Origin of the sequence: Hymenobacter psoromatis (assembly GCF_020012125.1) — a bacterium.
Taxonomy (GTDB): Bacteria; Bacteroidota; Bacteroidia; order Cytophagales; family Hymenobacteraceae; genus Hymenobacter; species Hymenobacter psoromatis.
The window spans coordinates 497,269-514,465 of the sequence record NZ_JAIFAG010000001.1; the positions used below are offsets into that span (position 1 = coordinate 497,269).

Annotated in this window: 17 protein-coding genes and 1 tRNA gene; 9 read left to right on the plus strand and 9 right to left on the minus strand. The window is 60.1% G+C overall.

Going from position 1 to position 17,197, the window contains the following annotated elements:
- The first annotated feature begins 25 nt into the window (after positions 1 to 25).
- Complete coding sequence (locus LC531_RS02100) at positions 26 to 1,180, plus strand: acyloxyacyl hydrolase (RefSeq protein WP_223648676.1); 1,155 nt, start codon at positions 26 to 28, stop codon at positions 1,178 to 1,180.
- Between the two features lie 133 nt (positions 1,181 to 1,313).
- Positions 1,314 to 2,027 carry a DUF2306 domain-containing protein gene (locus tag LC531_RS02105; protein ID WP_223648677.1) on the plus strand — a complete coding sequence of 238 codons (714 nt, stop codon included), beginning with the start codon at positions 1,314 to 1,316 and terminating at the stop codon, positions 2,025 to 2,027.
- On the opposite strand, the gene LC531_RS02110 is transcribed toward LC531_RS02105, so the two are convergent.
- From LC531_RS02110 to LC531_RS02145, 8 genes are all read right to left on the minus strand, one after another.
- Entirely contained in the window at positions 2,024 to 3,058 is a 1,035-nt protein-coding gene (locus LC531_RS02110; protein WP_223648678.1) for a quinone-dependent dihydroorotate dehydrogenase, read from the minus strand. The genes LC531_RS02105 and LC531_RS02110 overlap by 4 nt on opposite strands.
- Positions 3,051 to 3,416: a HepT-like ribonuclease domain-containing protein gene (locus tag LC531_RS02115; protein WP_223648679.1), complete on the minus strand. Its 366-nt coding sequence runs from the start codon at positions 3,414 to 3,416 to the stop codon at positions 3,051 to 3,053. Before LC531_RS02115 ends, LC531_RS02110 begins: the two co-directional genes overlap by 8 nt.
- Positions 3,400 to 3,702 (minus strand): nucleotidyltransferase family protein, encoded by a 303-nt coding sequence (locus LC531_RS02120; RefSeq protein WP_223648680.1) that lies wholly within the window; start codon positions 3,700 to 3,702, stop codon positions 3,400 to 3,402. Before LC531_RS02120 ends, LC531_RS02115 begins: the two co-directional genes overlap by 17 nt.
- A gap of 77 nt (positions 3,703 to 3,779) precedes the next feature.
- Positions 3,780 to 5,318 carry a YifB family Mg chelatase-like AAA ATPase gene (locus tag LC531_RS02125; RefSeq protein WP_223648681.1) on the minus strand — a complete coding sequence of 513 codons (1,539 nt, stop codon included), beginning with the start codon at positions 5,316 to 5,318 and terminating at the stop codon, positions 3,780 to 3,782.
- 71 nt (positions 5,319 to 5,389) lie between these two features.
- A complete protein-coding gene (gene lpcA / locus LC531_RS02130; RefSeq protein ID WP_223648682.1) occupies positions 5,390 to 5,971 on the minus strand; it encodes a D-sedoheptulose 7-phosphate isomerase in 582 nt (193 codons plus the stop codon).
- A 10-nt stretch (positions 5,972 to 5,981) separates the two neighbouring features.
- Positions 5,982 to 6,404: a hypothetical protein gene (locus LC531_RS02135; RefSeq protein ID WP_223648683.1), complete on the minus strand. Its 423-nt coding sequence runs from the start codon at positions 6,402 to 6,404 to the stop codon at positions 5,982 to 5,984.
- Positions 6,405 to 6,474: 70 nt separating this feature from the next.
- Positions 6,475 to 8,367, minus strand: a complete 1,893-nt coding sequence (locus tag LC531_RS02140) for an ABC transporter ATP-binding protein (RefSeq protein ID WP_223648684.1) — start codon at positions 8,365 to 8,367, stop codon at positions 6,475 to 6,477.
- Between the two features lie 213 nt (positions 8,368 to 8,580).
- Entirely contained in the window at positions 8,581 to 10,512 is a 1,932-nt protein-coding gene (locus tag LC531_RS02145) for a capsule assembly Wzi family protein (protein ID WP_223648685.1), read from the minus strand.
- 111 nt (positions 10,513 to 10,623) lie between these two features.
- Between LC531_RS02145 and LC531_RS02150 the strand changes: the two genes are divergently transcribed.
- The 3 genes from LC531_RS02150 to LC531_RS02160 all read left to right on the plus strand — a co-directional run bounded on the left by LC531_RS02150 (position 10,624) and on the right by LC531_RS02160 (position 12,913).
- Positions 10,624 to 11,571 carry a GNAT family N-acetyltransferase gene (locus tag LC531_RS02150; protein ID WP_223648686.1) on the plus strand — a complete coding sequence of 316 codons (948 nt, stop codon included), beginning with the start codon at positions 10,624 to 10,626 and terminating at the stop codon, positions 11,569 to 11,571.
- A gap of 57 nt (positions 11,572 to 11,628) precedes the next feature.
- Positions 11,629 to 12,300 (plus strand): uracil phosphoribosyltransferase, encoded by a 672-nt coding sequence (upp, locus tag LC531_RS02155; RefSeq protein WP_223648687.1) that lies wholly within the window; start codon positions 11,629 to 11,631, stop codon positions 12,298 to 12,300.
- 178 nt (positions 12,301 to 12,478) lie between these two features.
- Positions 12,479 to 12,913 (plus strand): hypothetical protein, encoded by a 435-nt coding sequence (locus LC531_RS02160; RefSeq protein ID WP_223648688.1) that lies wholly within the window; start codon positions 12,479 to 12,481, stop codon positions 12,911 to 12,913.
- A gap of 434 nt (positions 12,914 to 13,347) precedes the next feature.
- Here the strand turns inward: LC531_RS02160 and LC531_RS02165 are convergent, their stop codons facing one another.
- Positions 13,348 to 14,769, minus strand: a complete 1,422-nt coding sequence (locus tag LC531_RS02165) for a DEAD/DEAH box helicase (RefSeq protein ID WP_223648689.1) — start codon at positions 14,767 to 14,769, stop codon at positions 13,348 to 13,350.
- 229 nt (positions 14,770 to 14,998) lie between these two features.
- On the opposite strand from LC531_RS02165, the gene LC531_RS02170 reads away from it, so the two are divergent.
- From LC531_RS02170 to LC531_RS02185, 4 genes are all read left to right on the plus strand, one after another.
- Positions 14,999 to 15,072: transfer RNA gene (locus tag LC531_RS02170), tRNA-His, on the plus strand.
- Positions 15,073 to 15,170: 98 nt separating this feature from the next.
- The gene (locus LC531_RS02175; protein WP_223648690.1) at positions 15,171 to 16,100 is read left to right on the plus strand and encodes a PfkB family carbohydrate kinase; all 930 of its coding nucleotides are present in this window, start codon (positions 15,171 to 15,173) and stop codon (positions 16,098 to 16,100) included.
- Between the two features lie 74 nt (positions 16,101 to 16,174).
- Entirely contained in the window at positions 16,175 to 16,789 is a 615-nt protein-coding gene (locus LC531_RS02180; RefSeq protein WP_223648691.1) for a TlpA family protein disulfide reductase, read from the plus strand.
- Between the two features lie 100 nt (positions 16,790 to 16,889).
- The gene (locus LC531_RS02185) at positions 16,890 to 17,138 is read left to right on the plus strand and encodes a hypothetical protein (RefSeq protein ID WP_223648692.1); all 249 of its coding nucleotides are present in this window, start codon (positions 16,890 to 16,892) and stop codon (positions 17,136 to 17,138) included.
- The last annotated feature ends 59 nt before the right edge of the window (positions 17,139 to 17,197 follow it).

A 17,197-nucleotide genomic window follows, 5' to 3' on the forward strand; every position in this document is an offset into this window, starting at 1 on the left:
GCTTTGGAATTGGTTTGTGCAAGGCGTGATACTTCGGTTTAAAGGGCGTTTGCAGCGCGTTAGTTTTTACTTAGTTATCGCCGCCTGGTGGAGCGGCGGCCTGCCGGGCCGGGCCCAAACCCTACCCCCCGCCGACTCGGTGAAAAGCGCGGCTCCGGCCAGTAAAATTATTTTTGGTGCCTATGCGCAGGGGGCCATCATTATCAGCCACACGCCGCCGGTGGCGCACCTGGTAGCCTCGCACCCCACGGGCTTTGAGCTGAACGCGCAGCACCAGACCACCGGGGCCGCGCCCTGGCACGGCTGGTATAAGTACCCCAAAGTGGGCCTGGCCCTGATTTACTACGACTTTCACAACCCTATCCTGGGCCAGAGCTACGCGGCCTCGGTGTATCTCAGCAAGGCCATCAGCCGCACGGCCCGCCACGACCTGAGCTTTCGGCTGGGTACGGGGCTGGCGTATTTTCCTCAGCACTACGACCTGTATACCAACCGGAAGAACAACTTCGTCAGCTCGGCGCTGAATGCCACGCTGCAATTCCGGCTGGAGTACGACCTGGCCTTGAGCCCGCACCTGGGCCTGCTGCTGGGGCTGGGCCTCAACCACTACTCCAACGGGGCCACGGCCAAGCCCAACTTTGGCATCAACCTGCCTACCCTGCTGCTGGGCTTCAACTACCACCAGTTGCGGCCGGTGCCCACGGCCCCGGCCCTGGCCCCCGACCCGGCCGACGTGGGCCACAATTTTTGGAACCTGAGCACCAGCCTGGGCTACAAGCAGCGCAGCGGCGGCGACCAGACGCACTACCTCGTGAACTCGGTGACGCTGGCCGCCGGCCGGCGCGTGAGCCGCAAAAGCAACCTGCTGGTGGGCGTGGAGGGCTTCTACGACCGCTCGCTGCTAGCCATGTTGCACGATTCGGCCAGCCACCCCGGCGAGCACCTGCCCGATGTGAAGAAGGCCAGCGCCTTTGCGGGCCACGAGCTGCTGTTTGGGCGGCTGGCGCTGGTGACGCACCTGGGGGTGTATTTCTATAATCCTTACAAGTCGAATGGTTTTCTCTACGAGCGCGTCGGGCTGAAATACCAGTTTACCAACCTGCTCTTCGCCGATATTGACCTCAAAGCCCACCGGGCCATCGCCGACGTGATAGAGTTTAAGGTGGGCGTGAAGCTGTAGCGCTCAGGGGAGCTTTTAGGGCGTTTCGGCGGGCCCGAGCCACGCTTGGGGCAGATAAGCGAGGGTAGGCTGCGAAAGCCGCTGCACCTTTGGTCTGCTAGCCGCCGCGGGCCTCTCGGCGCTGGCCTACCCCATGCTGACTACCCTGCTATCAAGTATCCTCTACCTGCATATCGCGGCGGGCTTTACGGGCTTTTTTGTGGCCCCGGCGGTGCTGGCCATGCGCAAGGGTGGGGCTACGCACCGGCGCTGGGGGCAGGTTTTTTTCTGGGCGATGGTAGTGGCCGGCCTTACCTCGCTACTGCTGGCTGGGCTCAAGCTCACGCTGCTGCCCCTAACGGCGGCCAATGCATCAGGGCTCAAGTTTCTGCTGCTCACGGGTTTATTTACACTCTACCTGGCCGGCTTTGGCTACCGGTCGCTCTACCTCAAGCGCCTGGGCGACGGGCAGCGCCCCGCCCTCTATGACTGGCTGACCGTGGGGGCAGGCCTGCTGATATTCGGCTTTTTTGCGTGGTGGGGCGTGCGGCACGGCGCGGTGCCGGCCATCGTGTTTGGCGGCATTGGGGTGATGACGGCCGGCCGCCAGCTGCGCGGCTACCTGCGCAGTGGCCCGCCCCAGCCGGGACAGTGGCTGCGCAACCACATTTCGGGCTTTATGGGTGCATACATCGCGGCGGTATCGGCATTTTCGGCCACTAGCCTGCACTTCATTCCCTGGCCCTGGAATTTTCTGTGGCCTACCCTCCTGGGCGTGCCCTATCTGCTGTGGGCCCAGCGCCACTACGTGGGAGGCACCGGCCCCAAGCCCGAGCGGCTGGTGCTGCGGGAAGCCAGCGCGGCTTAGCGCCGGGCCAGCGCCCGGTTTATTTGCCGCACCAGCCCTGGCCCTTCGTAGATAAAGCCCGTGTAGAGCTGCACCAGCACCGCGCCGGCGGCCAGCTTTTCCAGCGCATCCTGGGCCGAGTGGATGCCGCCCGCTCCGATAATGGGCAGCGCGCCCCGGCTTTTTTGGTGGAGGTAGGCGATGACTTCCGTGGCTCGCGCCCGCAGCGGCCGCCCGCTGAGGCCGCCCGCGCCGTAGCCCGCCACGGTGGGGGTAGGCGTGCGTAGCCCGGTGCGGCCGATGGTCGTGTTCGTGGCCACGAGGCCGCTGAGCTTAGTTTCGCAGGCTATTTCCAGGATGTCATCGAGCTGCGCGTCGGTGAGGTCGGGCGCAATTTTGAGCAGCAGCGGGCGGGGGGTAGGGCGGGCCAGGTTACGGGCCTGCACCTGCTGCAAGAGGTTGATAAGCGGCTTCTTGTCCTGCAATTCGCGCAGGCCCGGCGTGTTAGGCGAGCTAACGTTCACCACGAAATAATCGACCACTTCGGCCAATGCTTCGAAGGCCGCCACGTAGTCGTCGGCCGCGCGCTCGTTGGGTGTGTCCTTATTCTTCCCAATGTTGCCGCCGATGATGAGCTGCCGGTTGTGCCGCCCGGCCAGGCGCGCCGCCACGGCCGCCGCCCCGTCATTATTAAAGCCCATGCGGTTAATCAGCGCCGCATCCTGCGGCAGCCGAAACAGGCGCGGCTGCGGGTTGCCGGGCTGCGGCCGGGGCGTCACCGTCCCGATTTCCACGAACCCGAAGCCCAGCGTCGCCAGCTCATCGGTCAGCACCGCGTTCTTATCGAAGCCCGCCGCCAACCCCACGGGGTTCGGAAATTTCAGCCCAAATACCTCCCGCGCCAAACTTGGGTGCTGGTAGTCATAGAGGCCGCGCAGTAGCGCGCCGGCTCCCGGCAGCCGCGCCGCCCGCTTCAGGTTATCGAATACGAGGTGGTGCGCCCGCTCCGCGTCGAGGTTAAAAAGCAGCGGCTTAACGACAGACTTATACATCCGGAGTTTGCCGCGATTGCTCGTCGGCTAAAACGTGAGCCAGCACCCCCGGTAGCTCAAGCAGCAATGCCGGCAAAAGGGTTGTAACGGCATTCCAGATAAGCGTAAAATCTACCCGAAAGTATTTGTGGGCTACAAAGTTGCGCATCCCCGTAATGCGCCGCCAATCAATTTGGGAGTAGTGCTGCCGGGTATCAGCTAAGACTCTGGCCGCAGCCTCACCCACTATCGTGAGTTGCCGTAGCACAATATCTTGTAAATCTTCGTCTTGCAAAAAAGCCGGTAGGCTGCTGTGCTGCGTCTGGCTAGCGGCATAAAACAACTTCTGCAAAATGGTCGAATCAAGCCGCTTGCTCATACATTGTCGTCAAATCGGGCTCAATAAAAGGTAGGGCGTAGGGCGACAGCGCCGTACCTAAGTCAACGGACAATCCAAGTTTTCGCTGCAAATCTTCCTGGTAATCAACCAAATCAAAGAGCGATAGAGAGTTGGTGGGCTCATAGCTCAATAGCAAATCCAAATCCGACTCGGCCGTGGCCTCGCCCCGCGCGTAGGAGCCGAACACCTGCACCCGCCGCACCGGCTTATCGGCGAAGCACTCGGCTAAAACCTGACGGATATAATCGATTGAGTGCGGCAACATCTTTTTAATTGTCAATGACCAATTAGCAAAGGCAATTTACAAACAGCTACTCTCAACAAACAGTTGATAATTGAAAATCACCCCGCCCAGCCTTCGCGGTCCAGGCTCCGGTACTGAATGGCTTCGGCCAGGTGCTGAATCTGGATTTCGTCGGTGCCCGCGAGGTCGGCTATCGTGCGGGCTACTTTCAGGATGCGGTCGTAGGCGCGGGCGCTGAGGCCGAGGCGTTCCATTGCGGTTTTAAGTAGGGTGCGGCCGGCCTGGCTTATCTCGCAAATGTCCTTCACCATCTGCGAGGGCATCATGGCGTTGGAATAAACATCAGGCTGCTCGGCGAAGCGCCGGGTCTGGACTTCGCGGGCTTTTTGCACGCGCTGCTGAATATCGTGGCTGGTTTCGGATTTGCGGGTTTCGGTCATCTGGTCGAAGGTGACGGGCGTCACCTCCACATGCAGGTCGATGCGGTCGAGCAGCGGCCCCGACACTTTATTGAGGTACTTCTGCACGACCCCCGGCCCGCACACGCACTCTTTGTCAGGGTGGTTGTAGTAGCCGCACGGGCAGGGGTTCATGCTGGCGATGAGCATAAAATTAGCCGGAAAGTCAATGCTGACTTTGGCCCGCGAGATGGTGACGCGGCGCTCTTCCAGCGGCTGGCGCATCACCTCCAGCACCGTGCGCTTAAACTCGGGCAGCTCGTCCAGAAACAGCACGCCGTTGTGCGAGAGCGAGATTTCGCCCGGCTGCGGGTTGCTACCCCCGCCCACCAGCGCCACGTCCGAAATCGTGTGGTGCGGAGCCCGGAAGGGCCGCTGGTTCAGTAGCCCCTGGCCCGTGCCCAGCTTGCCGGCTACCGAGTGAATCTTAGTGGTTTCCAGCGCCTCCGGCATATTCAGGGGGGGTAGGATGGTGGGCAGGCGCTTGGCCAGCATGGTTTTGCCCGCGCCGGGTGGCCCAATCATGATAACGTTGTGGCCGCCGGCCGCCGCTATTTCCAGCGCCCGCTTGATGTTTTCCTGGCCCTGCACGTCGGCAAAGTCGGCAGCATACTGGTTGGCGGTGTGCTGAAAAATATCGCGGGTGTCAATGCGCACGGGCTCAATGGTTTCCCTACCCTCCAAAAAATCGATGGCCTGCTGCATCGTCTCCACCGGAATCACGTCCAGGTTATTCACAATGGCCGCCTCCTGCGCGTTTTCCTTCGGTAAGATGATGCCCTTAAACCCTTCTTTGCGGGCCTGAATAGCAATCGGCAGCACGCCCTTAATGGGCCGCACCGCGCCGTCGAGCGCCAGCTCGCCCATGATGATGTAGCGCTCCAGCTCCTCGGTATTCAGCTGTTGCGAGGCGTGCAGAATGCCCAGCGCGATGGGCAAATCGTAGGCCGCGCCCTCCTTGCGAATATCGGCCGGGGCCATGTTTACCACCACTTTGGTGCGCGGCATCCGGTAGCCGCGCAACTTCAGCGCCGACTCGATGCGCTGCTGGCTTTCCTTGATGGCCGAGTCGGCCAGGCCAACTACGTAGAAGAGCGTCCCGGCCGTGACCACCACCTCAATGGTAATGGTGTAGGCATTGACGCCCTGCACGGCCGAGCCGTAGGTTTTGGTAAGCATAGCTTGATAAGATATTTATAAAGAACGTCATGCTTCGGCAGGCTCAGCATGACGTTCTTTTTTGTCTGTAATTACGCCGCTACCAGCTTTTCGATGAGTAAAATCATAATATGAATGGCCTTGATGTGGATTTCCTGGATGCGGTCGGCGTAGCCGGCGTGGGGCACCCGGATTTCCACGTCGCTGAGCGCGGCGAGCTGGCCACCGTCCTTACCGGTGAGGCTTACTACCTTCATGCCCAGGGCTTTGGCGGCTTCAGCGGCGCGCAGAATGTTGGGCGAGTTGCCGCTGGTGCTGATGGCCAGCAGCACGTCGCCGGGTCGACCCAGCGCCTCCACGAAGCGGCTGAACACGAACTCGAAGCCGAAGTCATTGGCCACGCAAGTCAGGTGCGAGGCATCGGTGAGGGCGATGGCGGCCAGGGCGCGGCGGTTTTGGCGGTAGCGGCCGCTCAGCTCCTCGGCAAAGTGCTGGGCGTCGCAGAGGCTGCCACCATTGCCGCAGGTCAGGGCCTTGCCGCCGTTGTTCAGGCTGGTGGCAAAAAGCTGGGCCGCGTCGGCAATGCGCTGAAGGTTGGCCTCGTCGGCCAGAAAGGAATCGAGCACGGCGCGGGCTTCGGTCAGCTCGGCGCGAATGAGGTCAGGAAGGTGCAAGCGGGGTGGGCTAGTAGGTAGTGGGAGGGGGGGTAGGGAACGGCGGCGGCCCCGCCCGGCGCTCTTGGTCGGCGGTAGGATACGATACGCCGGGTGGGCGCATTGGCGCGGGCGGCGGGGGGTAGGCGCCGGGTGCAGCCAGCGGCTTTTGGGCATCAAAAAGCTGCGCCTTCAGCTCGTTGATTTTCTGCTCCTGCTTGCCCACGCGGCGGCGCAGCAGGCCGCTGTCCAGGTTCTCAATCAGCAGCAGCAGGCCGATAACCGCCACGCTGGCCCAAGAAAAACCGAGCAGCATATTGACCTCCATCGGCAGGCTGTACGCGCTGAAAATGCCCACCGTGGACGTGCGAACGAAGGGGAAGAACAGAATCAGCAGCGCCAGCAGCAAATAAATCAGCGCCAGCACGGTGACGATACGTTTGAGAAAGAGCATGGTGAATGAAAAAAGAAGGGGTAGGGGCCGAAAGATAGCGTTCCCAGTCGGGAGCCGGCCGGCGCGGCTTCTACACCAGCGCGGCGTTGGTTTGCAGCTGGCTCAGGCGCTGGTAGAGGCCGCCGGGGCGTAGCAGCAGCTCGGCGTGGGTGCCGCGCTCCACAATGCGCCCATGCTGGAGCACGATAATCTCGTCGGCGTGGCGCACCGTGCTGAGGCGATGCGCGATAACGAGCGACGTGCGCGCCGCCATGAGCCGCGTGAGGGCTTCCTGCACCAGCTTTTCGCTCTCGGTGTCGAGGGCCGAAGTGGCTTCGTCCAGAATCAGAATCGGCGGGTTGCGCAAAACGGCCCGCGCAATGCTGAGCCGCTGCCGCTGGCCGCCACTCAGCCGTCCGCCCCGGTCGCCGATGCTGGTCTGGTAGCCCTCGGGCGAGGCCATGATGAAGTCGTGGGCGTTGGCCGTTTTGGCAGCGGCAATTACTTCTTCCTCCGTGGCTTCGGTATTAAATTTAATATTGTTATAAATCGTGTCGTTAAACAAAATGCTTTCCTGCGTCACGATGCCCATCTGGGCGCGCACCGAATGCAGGGTGCAGGCGCGCACGTCGAGCCCATCGATGAGTACCTGCCCGGCGCTGGGGTCATAAAAGCGGGGTAGCAGGTCGGCCAGCGTGCTTTTGCCGCCGCCGCTGGGGCCCACCAGCGCAATGGTCTGGCCCTTTTTCACGGTCAGGTTCAGGTCGTAGAGCACCGGCACGTCGCCGTAGTGGAAGCTCACATTGCGCAGCTCGACCTGCTCCCGGAAGGGGGGTAGGACTACCGCATCGGGCCGGTCGCGCACGTTAGGCTCGGTATCGATAACGGCCAGCACCCGCGCCCCAGCCACCAGCCCGCGCTGAATGCCGCCGAAGGCACCCGAGAGATTTTTGGCGGGCGTTAGAATTTGCGAAAACAGCAGGATGTACCCTATAAATGCTTCGGCCGATAACCCTGCCTGGCCGCTCAGCACCAGCGAGCCGCCGTAGTAGAGCAGTCCTGCTACCACCGTGACGCCTGCAAACTCAGAAAACGGCGAGGCTAGGTCGCGGGTGTTGTCGATGTCTCGGGTAGTGCGGGCGTAGAGGTCATTTTGAAATTCGAACTTATCCAGCACGTAGCGGCGGGCGTTGAACGCCTTGATGACCCGCATCCCGCCTAGGGTTTCCTCAATCACCGAGAGCATGGCCCCGAGCGTGGTTTGGCTGATAGTGGCGTGCCGCCGCAGCCGCTTCGAGACGCTAGCGATGATGCCGCCCGAAATAGGTAGCAGCACCAGCGAAAACAGCGTGAGCTGCACCGACATAGACAGCAGTATCAGGAAGATGCCCACAATGTTGAGGGGCTCTTTGAATACCGCCGTGAGCGTGTTCACGACCGATATTTCCACCTCCTGCACATCGTTGGTGAGGCGCGAGAGGAGGTCGCCCTTGCGCTCGTTGGAGAAATAGCCCAGCTCCAGCTCGGTGATGCGGCCGAAGAGCGTGCCGCGCACGTTGCGCACCACCCGCGCCCGCACGCCGGCCAGCAACCGGCCACCCAGGTAGCGAAATACGTTGCTAAAAAAAACTGATACTATAATGATGGCGCATACGTAGGCCAGGGCACCTTGCCGGCCATTCGTAGCGACTACCTGCGCAAGATGGTAGTTAAAAAGGTCTTTGACGTAGCTAATGGAAAAAGCTTTCTGTAGAAAATGCCCTAGTTCGATGAAGTAAGAAAAGGAAGCTACAAAATGAGGCAGGGTAGGCGGGACCGCCGTCGCTACTATATTCTTGGTGTCAAATAATACGCTGAGTAGTGGGATGAGCAGCGTGAAATTGGCAATACCGAAAAATATGCCTAGCGTAGTGAATAGTATATAGCGGGGTAGAAAATTGCCGTAGGGACGGGCAAAGCTTAGCAGGCGGAGGTAAGTCTTCATAGACCGCAGATTCAAACGGATTTAACTGATTTCGCGGATGCGGCAGCTGCGCTGCCTGGCTACGCGAACGGGTTGGCGTTGCCCGATGGACAACTCACGCCATACAAAAAGTCTGTCTTCTACGCTTCTCTATCTTGAAATTCTCTCCAAAAGCAGCGCCAGCCGCTTTAGCGGCGTATCCGCGACATCAGTTAAATCCGTTTGAATCTGCGATTAAAACTCGTTCAGCCGTTGGGCGATATTCCAGCGCAGCGCGATGGATGGGTACACTTCCGTGCCGTTGCTAATAATCCCGCCGTTGGGGTAGATTAGCGGCTGGTCGATAAGCTGGCGGCGCACGATGAGCGTGGCATCTATGAACAGGTTGAGGCGCGGCTGGTAGGTGGCCGTCAGGTCGCCGTGAAATAGATGGCTGGTGTTGCCATTACCCACCCGGTAGCCGTACTCGCGGGGCTGGCCGCTGGCGTCAAGGGGGCGGTTGTTGTAAGGCTGCAACGGGTTGGAGCCGTAGTTGCTGTTGGGCACGGGCTGGCCCACCATACTATACGTAAAGTCGAGGCCCTGCTTGGTATAAAACGCCTTGGCTACCAGATTCAGGCGGGGTAGGGGCTGATAGCTAAGCACGCCCAGTATCTCCGCCAGGTTGGCGCCCATCGGGTGAGCCAGCGGCTGCTGGTAGTGCTCGTAGGCCGTGTACAGGCTCTCGTGCTGGTAGGTGTAGGGCCGAACGTAATTGAATTCTACCTGCAAATCGAGGTTACGGATGCCGCCCAGGTCCAGTAGCTTGCCGCCGAGCTGAATCGCCTGCTTGTTGCTCCACCAGCCATTGCCGGCCAGCACTTCCTTAATCTTAAACTCGTCCAGCACCACTTGGCCGTAGAGTTGGGCGCGGTGCTTGATGTTCCACTTAAAATCGAGGCCCAGCAGCGCGTTATCCGACGAGCCTACCTGCTGCTCGATGGCGCGGTAGAAAATCACTGGGTTCAGGTACTGCAATTCCAACCCGCGCCCCGGCCCGCCCGACACCTCCGACTCAAACACGCCGATGTTGAAGTTATCGGTCACGTCGAGGCTCAAATGGTGCAGCGCCAGGTATTTCTTGGGATAGAGCGAATCGACAGGGCTTCCGTTGGCATCGTAGGTACGGCGAGCAGTTAATTCCGCAAAAATGTTCTGATAATTAAATTTCCAAATCCGCGTATTCAGCTTCAAAAAGAAATACGGTGCGCTGTAGTCGCTAAGAATCAGCGAGCGGTAGCCGTTACCAATGAAATTGCGGTCGTGGGCAAATTGTATGTTGATGTGCTTAGTGGCCGCATAAGTAATGCCGCCCCGCGCCGTGAAGAAGTCGTAGGCGCTGCCGCCTATCGTCTTGTAATCTTTCCAGTAGCCCTCATGCGGCACGATGTTGTCGCGCCGAATTTGGGCCTGTACCCAGCTCGGCACGGCCTCCTGGTTATCAGCAAAAAAGCCGTAGAAGCCCAGCCGCTGGTCAATCAGCCCTTCAAAGCTCACGCCGCGGGTATTCACGTAGCGCAGGCCGCCAATGCTGTTATCGCCCCGGTCCGCGCCGGCTTGCAGCAGCAGCACGGGGTTGAGGCGAAAGGCAAAATCGGGCGTTTGAACGTGGTAGAGGTCGGTTTGGTCGCGGTAGAAATACGTGAGGATGGGTTGCTGGCTCCGGTTGAGGCTGTCGCCCTGGTCCGCGTACATCCAGTTGTCCTTCAGCAAGTACTGGGCGTTGAATAAATCAGCCCGCGACAAGCCCGGCGCTGCCTTATCCGGGTTGAATGAGTCCGGCGCTTCCTCGCCCAGCATGCGTTCGCCCAAATGCGCCGCCGCCGCGCGGGTGTAAGGCCGCACGCTGGTGTGGGGGTCGTGCAACGAATCGGGGCCGTACTTGATGGCGTAGCGGTCCAGCAGGCGGTAGGTATTGGGGTCGAGCGGCACGTATAAATTGCCCTGGTAGGGCGTGCGCGCCGCGCGCAGGGCGCGGCGGCCATACGTGCGCAGTGCTTTCGCGTCGGAGGGCTCGGGCTGCTGAGCTTTGGTATCTTCCGGCAGCGGCTTGTTAAAAATATACCAGTTGGCCGAGTTAGGCGCGGGTGGGGGAGGGGCAGTCTGCGCCGCGAGCGAACCAGCCAACCCGAGTAATAAGAGGGATAAGTAGTATTTCATCAACTAAAAATCATCACGAAGAGAACAAGTCGCCCAAAATTACGTCGGCCGCGCCGCCCCGGCTTTTAGCCCCGAACTTTGGCCCCGCCGCCCGCCCCGGCGGCCCTACCCGCCGTGCTGCATCTGCTCCGTTTTGCCGACCTCAACCTCACTCGCTGGGATGCCTGCGTGGCGGCCAGCCCCGGCGCGCCGCCCTACGTGCAGGCGTGGTGGCTGGCCGCTGCGGCCGGCCGCTGGGCGGCGGTGGTCGAGCTGGGCCCGGCCGGCGAATACCGCTCGCTGCTGCCACTACCTACCAAGCGCAGAATCCGGGGTAGGGTAGGGTACCAGCCCCTGTTCACGCAGCAGCTGGGCCTGGTACTAACGCCCGCCAGCCAGCAGCGCGAGCTAGCTGATTATCTGGCGATTATTAAAAACTATTGCCATAGCTTCTACCAGCAATTGCCGCCCGCTGCCCGGCCGCTGCCCGGCCTACCCCCTCCCTTCACGGTGGCCGAGCGCCTCACCTACCACCTTAGCCTGGGCCCGGCCACTGAGGTGCTGCGCCAGGGCTACGCCGCCGACTACCGCCGCCGCCTGCGCCGCAACCACGAGCTACAAGCTCCGCTCACCGTGGCTGCTGCCGATAATTTAGACGAACTGCTCGCCCTCTTCCTCAGCTACCGCTCCGCCGAGCATACCGGCCTGCGCCCGCGCCACTACGCGCCCTTGCGTCGCCTCTGGGCCGCCGCGCGGGCCCGCGGGCTGGCCGAATTGCGGCGGGTGCGCCACCCGGCCACCGGCGAATTGCTGGCCGGGGCGCTGTTTATTAGGTACGATGGCGGGCTGATTTACCTGTTTGCGGCGGCCTCGGCGGCGGGTAGGGCGGCGGGCGCGCCGCTGCTGCTACTCGACGAGGCCATCGGGCGGCACGCCGGGCAGCCGGGCCAGGTGCTCGACTTTGAGGGGGGTAGCCTGCCGGCCATTGGCCGTTTCTTCGCCAACTTCGGGGCGCGGCCCGTATTGTATCCGGCCCTTAGTTTTTAAAAGTTTCTGGTTGAAAAATAGTGTCATTGCGAGCGTGTTGCGCATTACCCATTACTTATGACTCCTACCCCCTCCGAACCGTTCGAGCGCCTGCGCGTGGTGTGCGCCGAGCCCAGCATCGCCAACCATTTCCTGGCTGAGCTGCGCGACGTAGACATTCAAAAGGACAGCCTACGCTTTCGGCGCAACCTGCAGCGCCTGGGCGAGATTATTGCCTGCCGCATCAGTGCGCAGCTCAGCTACACGCCGCAGGTGGTGCGCACTTCGCTGGGCGAGGCTCCCAGCCAGTTGCTCCGCGATTTTCCGGTGCTGGCTACCGTGCTGCGCGCCGGCTTGCCCTTTCATCAGGGCTTTCTCAATTATTTCGACCAGAGCCCCAGTGCATTCGCGGCGGCCTACCGCATCGAGGGCACGGCTCAGGTGCAGGTGCAGCTCGACTACCTCAGCGCCCCGCGCCTCGATGAGCGCGTGCTCATCCTGGCCGACCCTATGCTGGCCACCGGCAAGAGCCTGGTGCAAACCTACCGCGCCATGCTGCGCTTCGGCACGCCGCGGCAGGTGCACATCGCGGCCGTTATCGCCTCACCCGAGGGGGTAGCCTACGTGATGCGCGAAATACCGGAGGCTACGCTCTGGATAGCCGCCGTGGATGAGAAGCTCAACGAGCAAGCTTATATTATTCCGGGTCTGGGTGACGCCGGTGACCTGGCTTTTGGTAGTAAAATATAACGGAGCCCTTTTTCGGCACGAAAGTAGCTTGGCCCCGCCCGGCTCCTGAACCTCGCATGAACTAGCGAAAGTTTAACCAAAAGGCAATAAAAAGCCGGGGCCGCGGTTGTTCCGTTTCGGTTATTATCTCGTAAGTGAGTGGGACTGTTACGTATCTGCGTTAGTGTTACATTATACTATGAAACTCGCCTCGGTCTTTCTGCTTAGCACGGTCAAGTTTTTGGGCGGTCCGCTGGCGGGCAGCAGCATGGGGCTGGGCTTTTGGCCCACGCTGGGCCTCACCGTGGCGGGTATGATGACGAGCGTCTTTATTATCTCGGGGGTGGGTAGGGCCTGGGTGCGGCACCGGCAGCAGCAGCGCCGCCTGCGCCGGATGCCGGTTTTCTCCAAGCGCTCGCGCAGCATCATCAAGGTATTTAAGCGCTTCGGGATGGGCGGTATCGCGTTTCTGACTCCGCTGCTGCTCTCGCCCATTGGCGGTACTGTCATTGCTACCCTGCTGGGCGTGCCGCGTCAGCGCATTATGCTGCACATGCTGTGGAGTGCTGTGCTCTGGGGCAGCATCCTCACCCTAGCTAGCGCCGAAATCGGGCATTTGCTGCACCACCACTAGGTTTTGGAGGCGTAAGCTGCTGGCTATCAAGGATTTTTTCGTGGGTAATGCAACCTTAGCGGCCTTCAGGAAGTCGTGAGAAGAAACGCGCCATGAAATTGTCTTCCCTACCCCTGTCTGGCCTGGCAATACTCCTGCTGCTTGGTAGCTCTTGCAAGAAAGAAGCAGCGCCCATGACGAGCGCCATTATCACCGGCTATAATAATCAGCTATGTGCATGTTGCGGGGGATTTATGATAACTTTCACCAACGACCCAAAACCTTACTCCAGCGCGTTTAAGATCATAAGCAACATGGCTGACTTGAATATTAGTCCTCAGCAAACATTTCCATTTTACGTTAAAGTTACCTACGTAACTATTTCTACTGGATGTGATAGATTCATCCAAGTAACCAAGCTGGAAAAACAGTAACATTCGCTCCCGGCAAAGCGACTAGCTACTCCGTCGCTTAGGCCGCGCCTTGATGGCCTTCATGCCCGGTGCGGACGCTCCTTTCTTACCGGGGTTTTTCTTGGCTCCCTTCTGGCTTTTCTTGTGGTGCTTGCCTTCCTCGAAGGGCTTGCCAGTGCGCTTGTCAATCGTCACGCCGGGCTTTATCCACTCCTTTTTCTCGTGGAAGGAGCCCTTGAATTCGGGGTCTTCGCGGCGGCGCTGCTCGTCGAGCACGCGGGCGTGCTGCTGGCCTTCCACAAAGGGGGTATTGGTGATTTCGACTTCCTCCGGGATGGGCAACAGCGGAATTTCCTGCCGAATCATCTCCTCGATGCGCTCGATGTGCTGGCGCTCGGCGGGGTTGGCGAAGGTGATGGCCGCGCCCGTGTGCCGCGCCCGGCCCGTGCGCCCGATGCGGTGCACGTAGTCGTCGTAAATCAGCGGCACGTCGAAATTGACTACGTGGCTTACCTGCGGCACGTCAATGCCGCGGGCGGCCACGTCGGTAGCTACTAGGTAGCGGATGCTACCCTCCTTAAAGGCATCCATGCTGTTGAGGCGGGCGTTCTGGCCCTTGTTGCCGTGAATGACGCGCACCTCGCCCACAGGCGCTTTGCGCTGCAGAAAGCGGGCTACCTCGTCGGCACTTTCCTTGGTGCGGGTGAAGAAGAGCACCCGCGTCATCTCGGCCGCGTCGCGGTGCAGCAGGTAGTCGAGCAGGTTGATTTTGGTGGCCAGGTTGGGCACTTCGTACAGGCTTTGGGTTACCGTCTGGGCCGGCTGGGCGGGCGGCGTCACCTCCACCCGCACCGGGAATTCCAGAAATTCCTCGCTCAAAATCGTGACCCGCTCCGGCATGGTAGCCGAAAACAGCACGTTCTGCCGCTTGCGCGGAATCACTTCCAGGATGCGCCGAATCTGAGGTATGAAGCCCATGTCCATCATTTTATCGGCCTCATCCAGCACCAGCGTCTGAATACTTTTGAAAACTAAATCGCCCTTCAAATAAATTTCCAGCAGCCGGCCGGGGGTAGCGATGAGAATATCTAGTCCTGCCTTGATGGTTTCAATCTGCGTCTTCGGCCCCAGCCCACCATAAATGGCATAAATGCGCAAATCGGTGTGCGTGGCCAGCGCTTTGAGGTGTTTTTCGAGCTGAATGGCCAGCTCGCGGGTGGGGGCCAGCACCAGGGCGCGGGGGTGCTCGCCCTGCGCGTACTTCACCTTCATGAGTAGGGGTAGGCCGAAGGCAGCCGTCTTGCCGGTGCCGGTTTGGGCGATGCCCAGCACGTCGTGCCCGGCCAGCAGCAGTGGAATCGTCTGTACCTGCACGGGGGTAGGCTCCGTGAAGCCGGCCTCGGCTACGGCGGTGAGTAATTGCTTATTAAGCTTGAAATCGGCGAACGCGGCGGGGGTATCCATCGGGCAAAGGTCGGGCTATTTTGCTGCGCAACCGCGATTCCCCTGTCCTTGCGAGCGCAACGCAGTGGAGCGCGGCAATCTTTCCTCCCCGTTGGGATTAGTAGTCCGATGGGAAGGAAAGATTGCCGCGCTCCACTGCGTTGCGGTCGCAAGGACAGACGTTTTTCGTTGAAATTCTTTGCGAGTTTCCGTGCCCTTCGCGTATCTTTGCATTCCTAAAGCACACACGGTAGATATAGCTCAGCCGGTTAGAGCGTCGGATTGTGATTCCGAAGGTCGTGGGTTCGAGCCCCATTATTTACCCTCTTCAACGTCCCCGGATGCGAGTCCGGGGACTTTTTTTGTTATTTGCATAGTTGGGTACCCATCGCCCAACTCCCTACCCACTCTAATTTCCCGCAATGAGTCTGCTCGTTATCGGCTCCGTGGCATTTGATGCCCTGGAAACTCCCTTCGGCAAAACCGACAAAATTATCGGTGGCGCGGCTACCTACATCAGCCTGTCGGCCTCGTACTCGACCAAGCCCGTGCACTTGGTGGCCGTGGTGGGCGGTGACTTTCCGCCGTCCGACATTCAGACACTGCAAAGCCACGGCGTGGATACCGAGGGCCTGCAAATTAAGCCCGATGAAAAGTCGTTTTTTTGGTCCGGCAAGTATAGCCAGGACCTGAACTCGCGCGAAACCATTACCACTGAGCTGAACGTGCTCGGCTCGTTCGACCCTATTATTCCCGATGCTTACCAGGATTGCAAGTTCTTGATGCTTGGCAACTTGGCCCCGCAGGTACAGCGCCTCGTCATTGAACGTCTCATCAACCGGCCCAAGCTCATCGTGCTCGACACCATGAACTTCTGGATGGACTCGGCTCCTGATGAGCTGTTGGCCACTATCGAGATGATTGACGTACTCAGCATCAATGATGAAGAGGCCCGCCAGCTCTCCGGCGAGCACTCACTGGTGAAAGCGGCCCGCAAAATCCTGGCTTTGGGACCAAAGTTTTTGGTTATTAAGAAGGGTGAAAACGGCGCGCTACTCTTTCATAAGAACAAAATATTTTTCGCCCCGGCCCTACCCCTGGAGGAAGTCTTCGACCCGACCGGCGCGGGCGACACCTTCGCCGGCGGCTTCATCGGCCACATCGCCGCCACCGACGACTGCTCGTTTGAGAACCTCAAGCGCGCCGTTATCCACGGCTCGGCAATGGCCTCGTTCTGCGTCGAGAAGTTCGGCACCGAGCGGTTATTGAATTTGACGCAGGAAGAAATAGAAGCCCGCGAAGCGCAGTTTGAAGAGCTGGTGCGCGTGCAGCCAATGAGCGTCCCGGCGTAGAGCCGTTAAATCAAAAGAACTTCCTGCTGACGAAGGAAGCAGGAAGTTCTTTTGATTTTTTAGAAATTCAACCTATGCCCACCTGGCTGCGCAAAAACCTCAGCGAAATGCTCTTCTTCGCCGCCTTCGCGCTAGTGATGACGACCAGCCTGCGCCTGCCCGTGCTCAGCACCATGCAGCGCGGGTTGCTAGCCACCGGCCTGTGGCGCGCCGCGCCGCCCGCCGCGCCAGCGGGGGGTAGGGAGACGCTACCTGTGCGCTTTGCCAGCGTGCGCGCCGACTATCCCTACCCCCTACCACTCTACACACTCGATGGCCGCCCGGCCAACCTGCGCCAGTTTCGGGGCAAGGCGGTACTTGTGAACCTGTGGGCCAGCTGGTGCCCGCCCTGCCTGGCCGAAATGCCCGGCCTGCAAGCTCTCTACCAAAAAACGGACACCGCCAAAGTCGCCTTCGTGCTCATCTCGCTCGATGCCAACCCCAATAAGGCGCGGGCGCTACTAAAGCGCAAGGGTTACACGCTGCCGGTTTTCTTCCCGGCCGCGCCGTTACTCGCGCCGTTCGATTCGCCCTCAATTCCGTCCACTGTTATTCTCACGCCCGCCGGGCGGCTGGCTGACCGCCACGACGGGATGGCCGACTACGATACGCCGGAATTCCGAGCGGCGCTGGAGAAGCTGGCTGAATGAGTTGGTATTGCCAGGAGAACGGTGCTTTGGAGGGGTAAAGGCAACTTTGCTACCGCTTGGGAGGTACACTAAGGATACGCTCACTAATCCTTTTCCCGCCATGTCCTTAGCTCACAAAAAATCCGGCCCACAAGATAAATCCTCGTCTGTCAACCCGGCTGAGAATACCAAGAAGAAAAGCACGCAGGTGCAAAATCCGAATGACAACCAGGTATCGAGCCACGGCAACACGACCGACGGTAACGATGCCGGCCACGGTGTCAACAAGATTCGCAGCAACCCGCAGGGCAACAATCCAATGTCCGTCAATAAAGGCAAAGTAGGCAAAGGCGGCGACGCCAAGCATTAAGGAGCAAACACTTTAGATAAACGCCCCGCTTCATCGGTCTGCCGATGAAACGGGGCGTT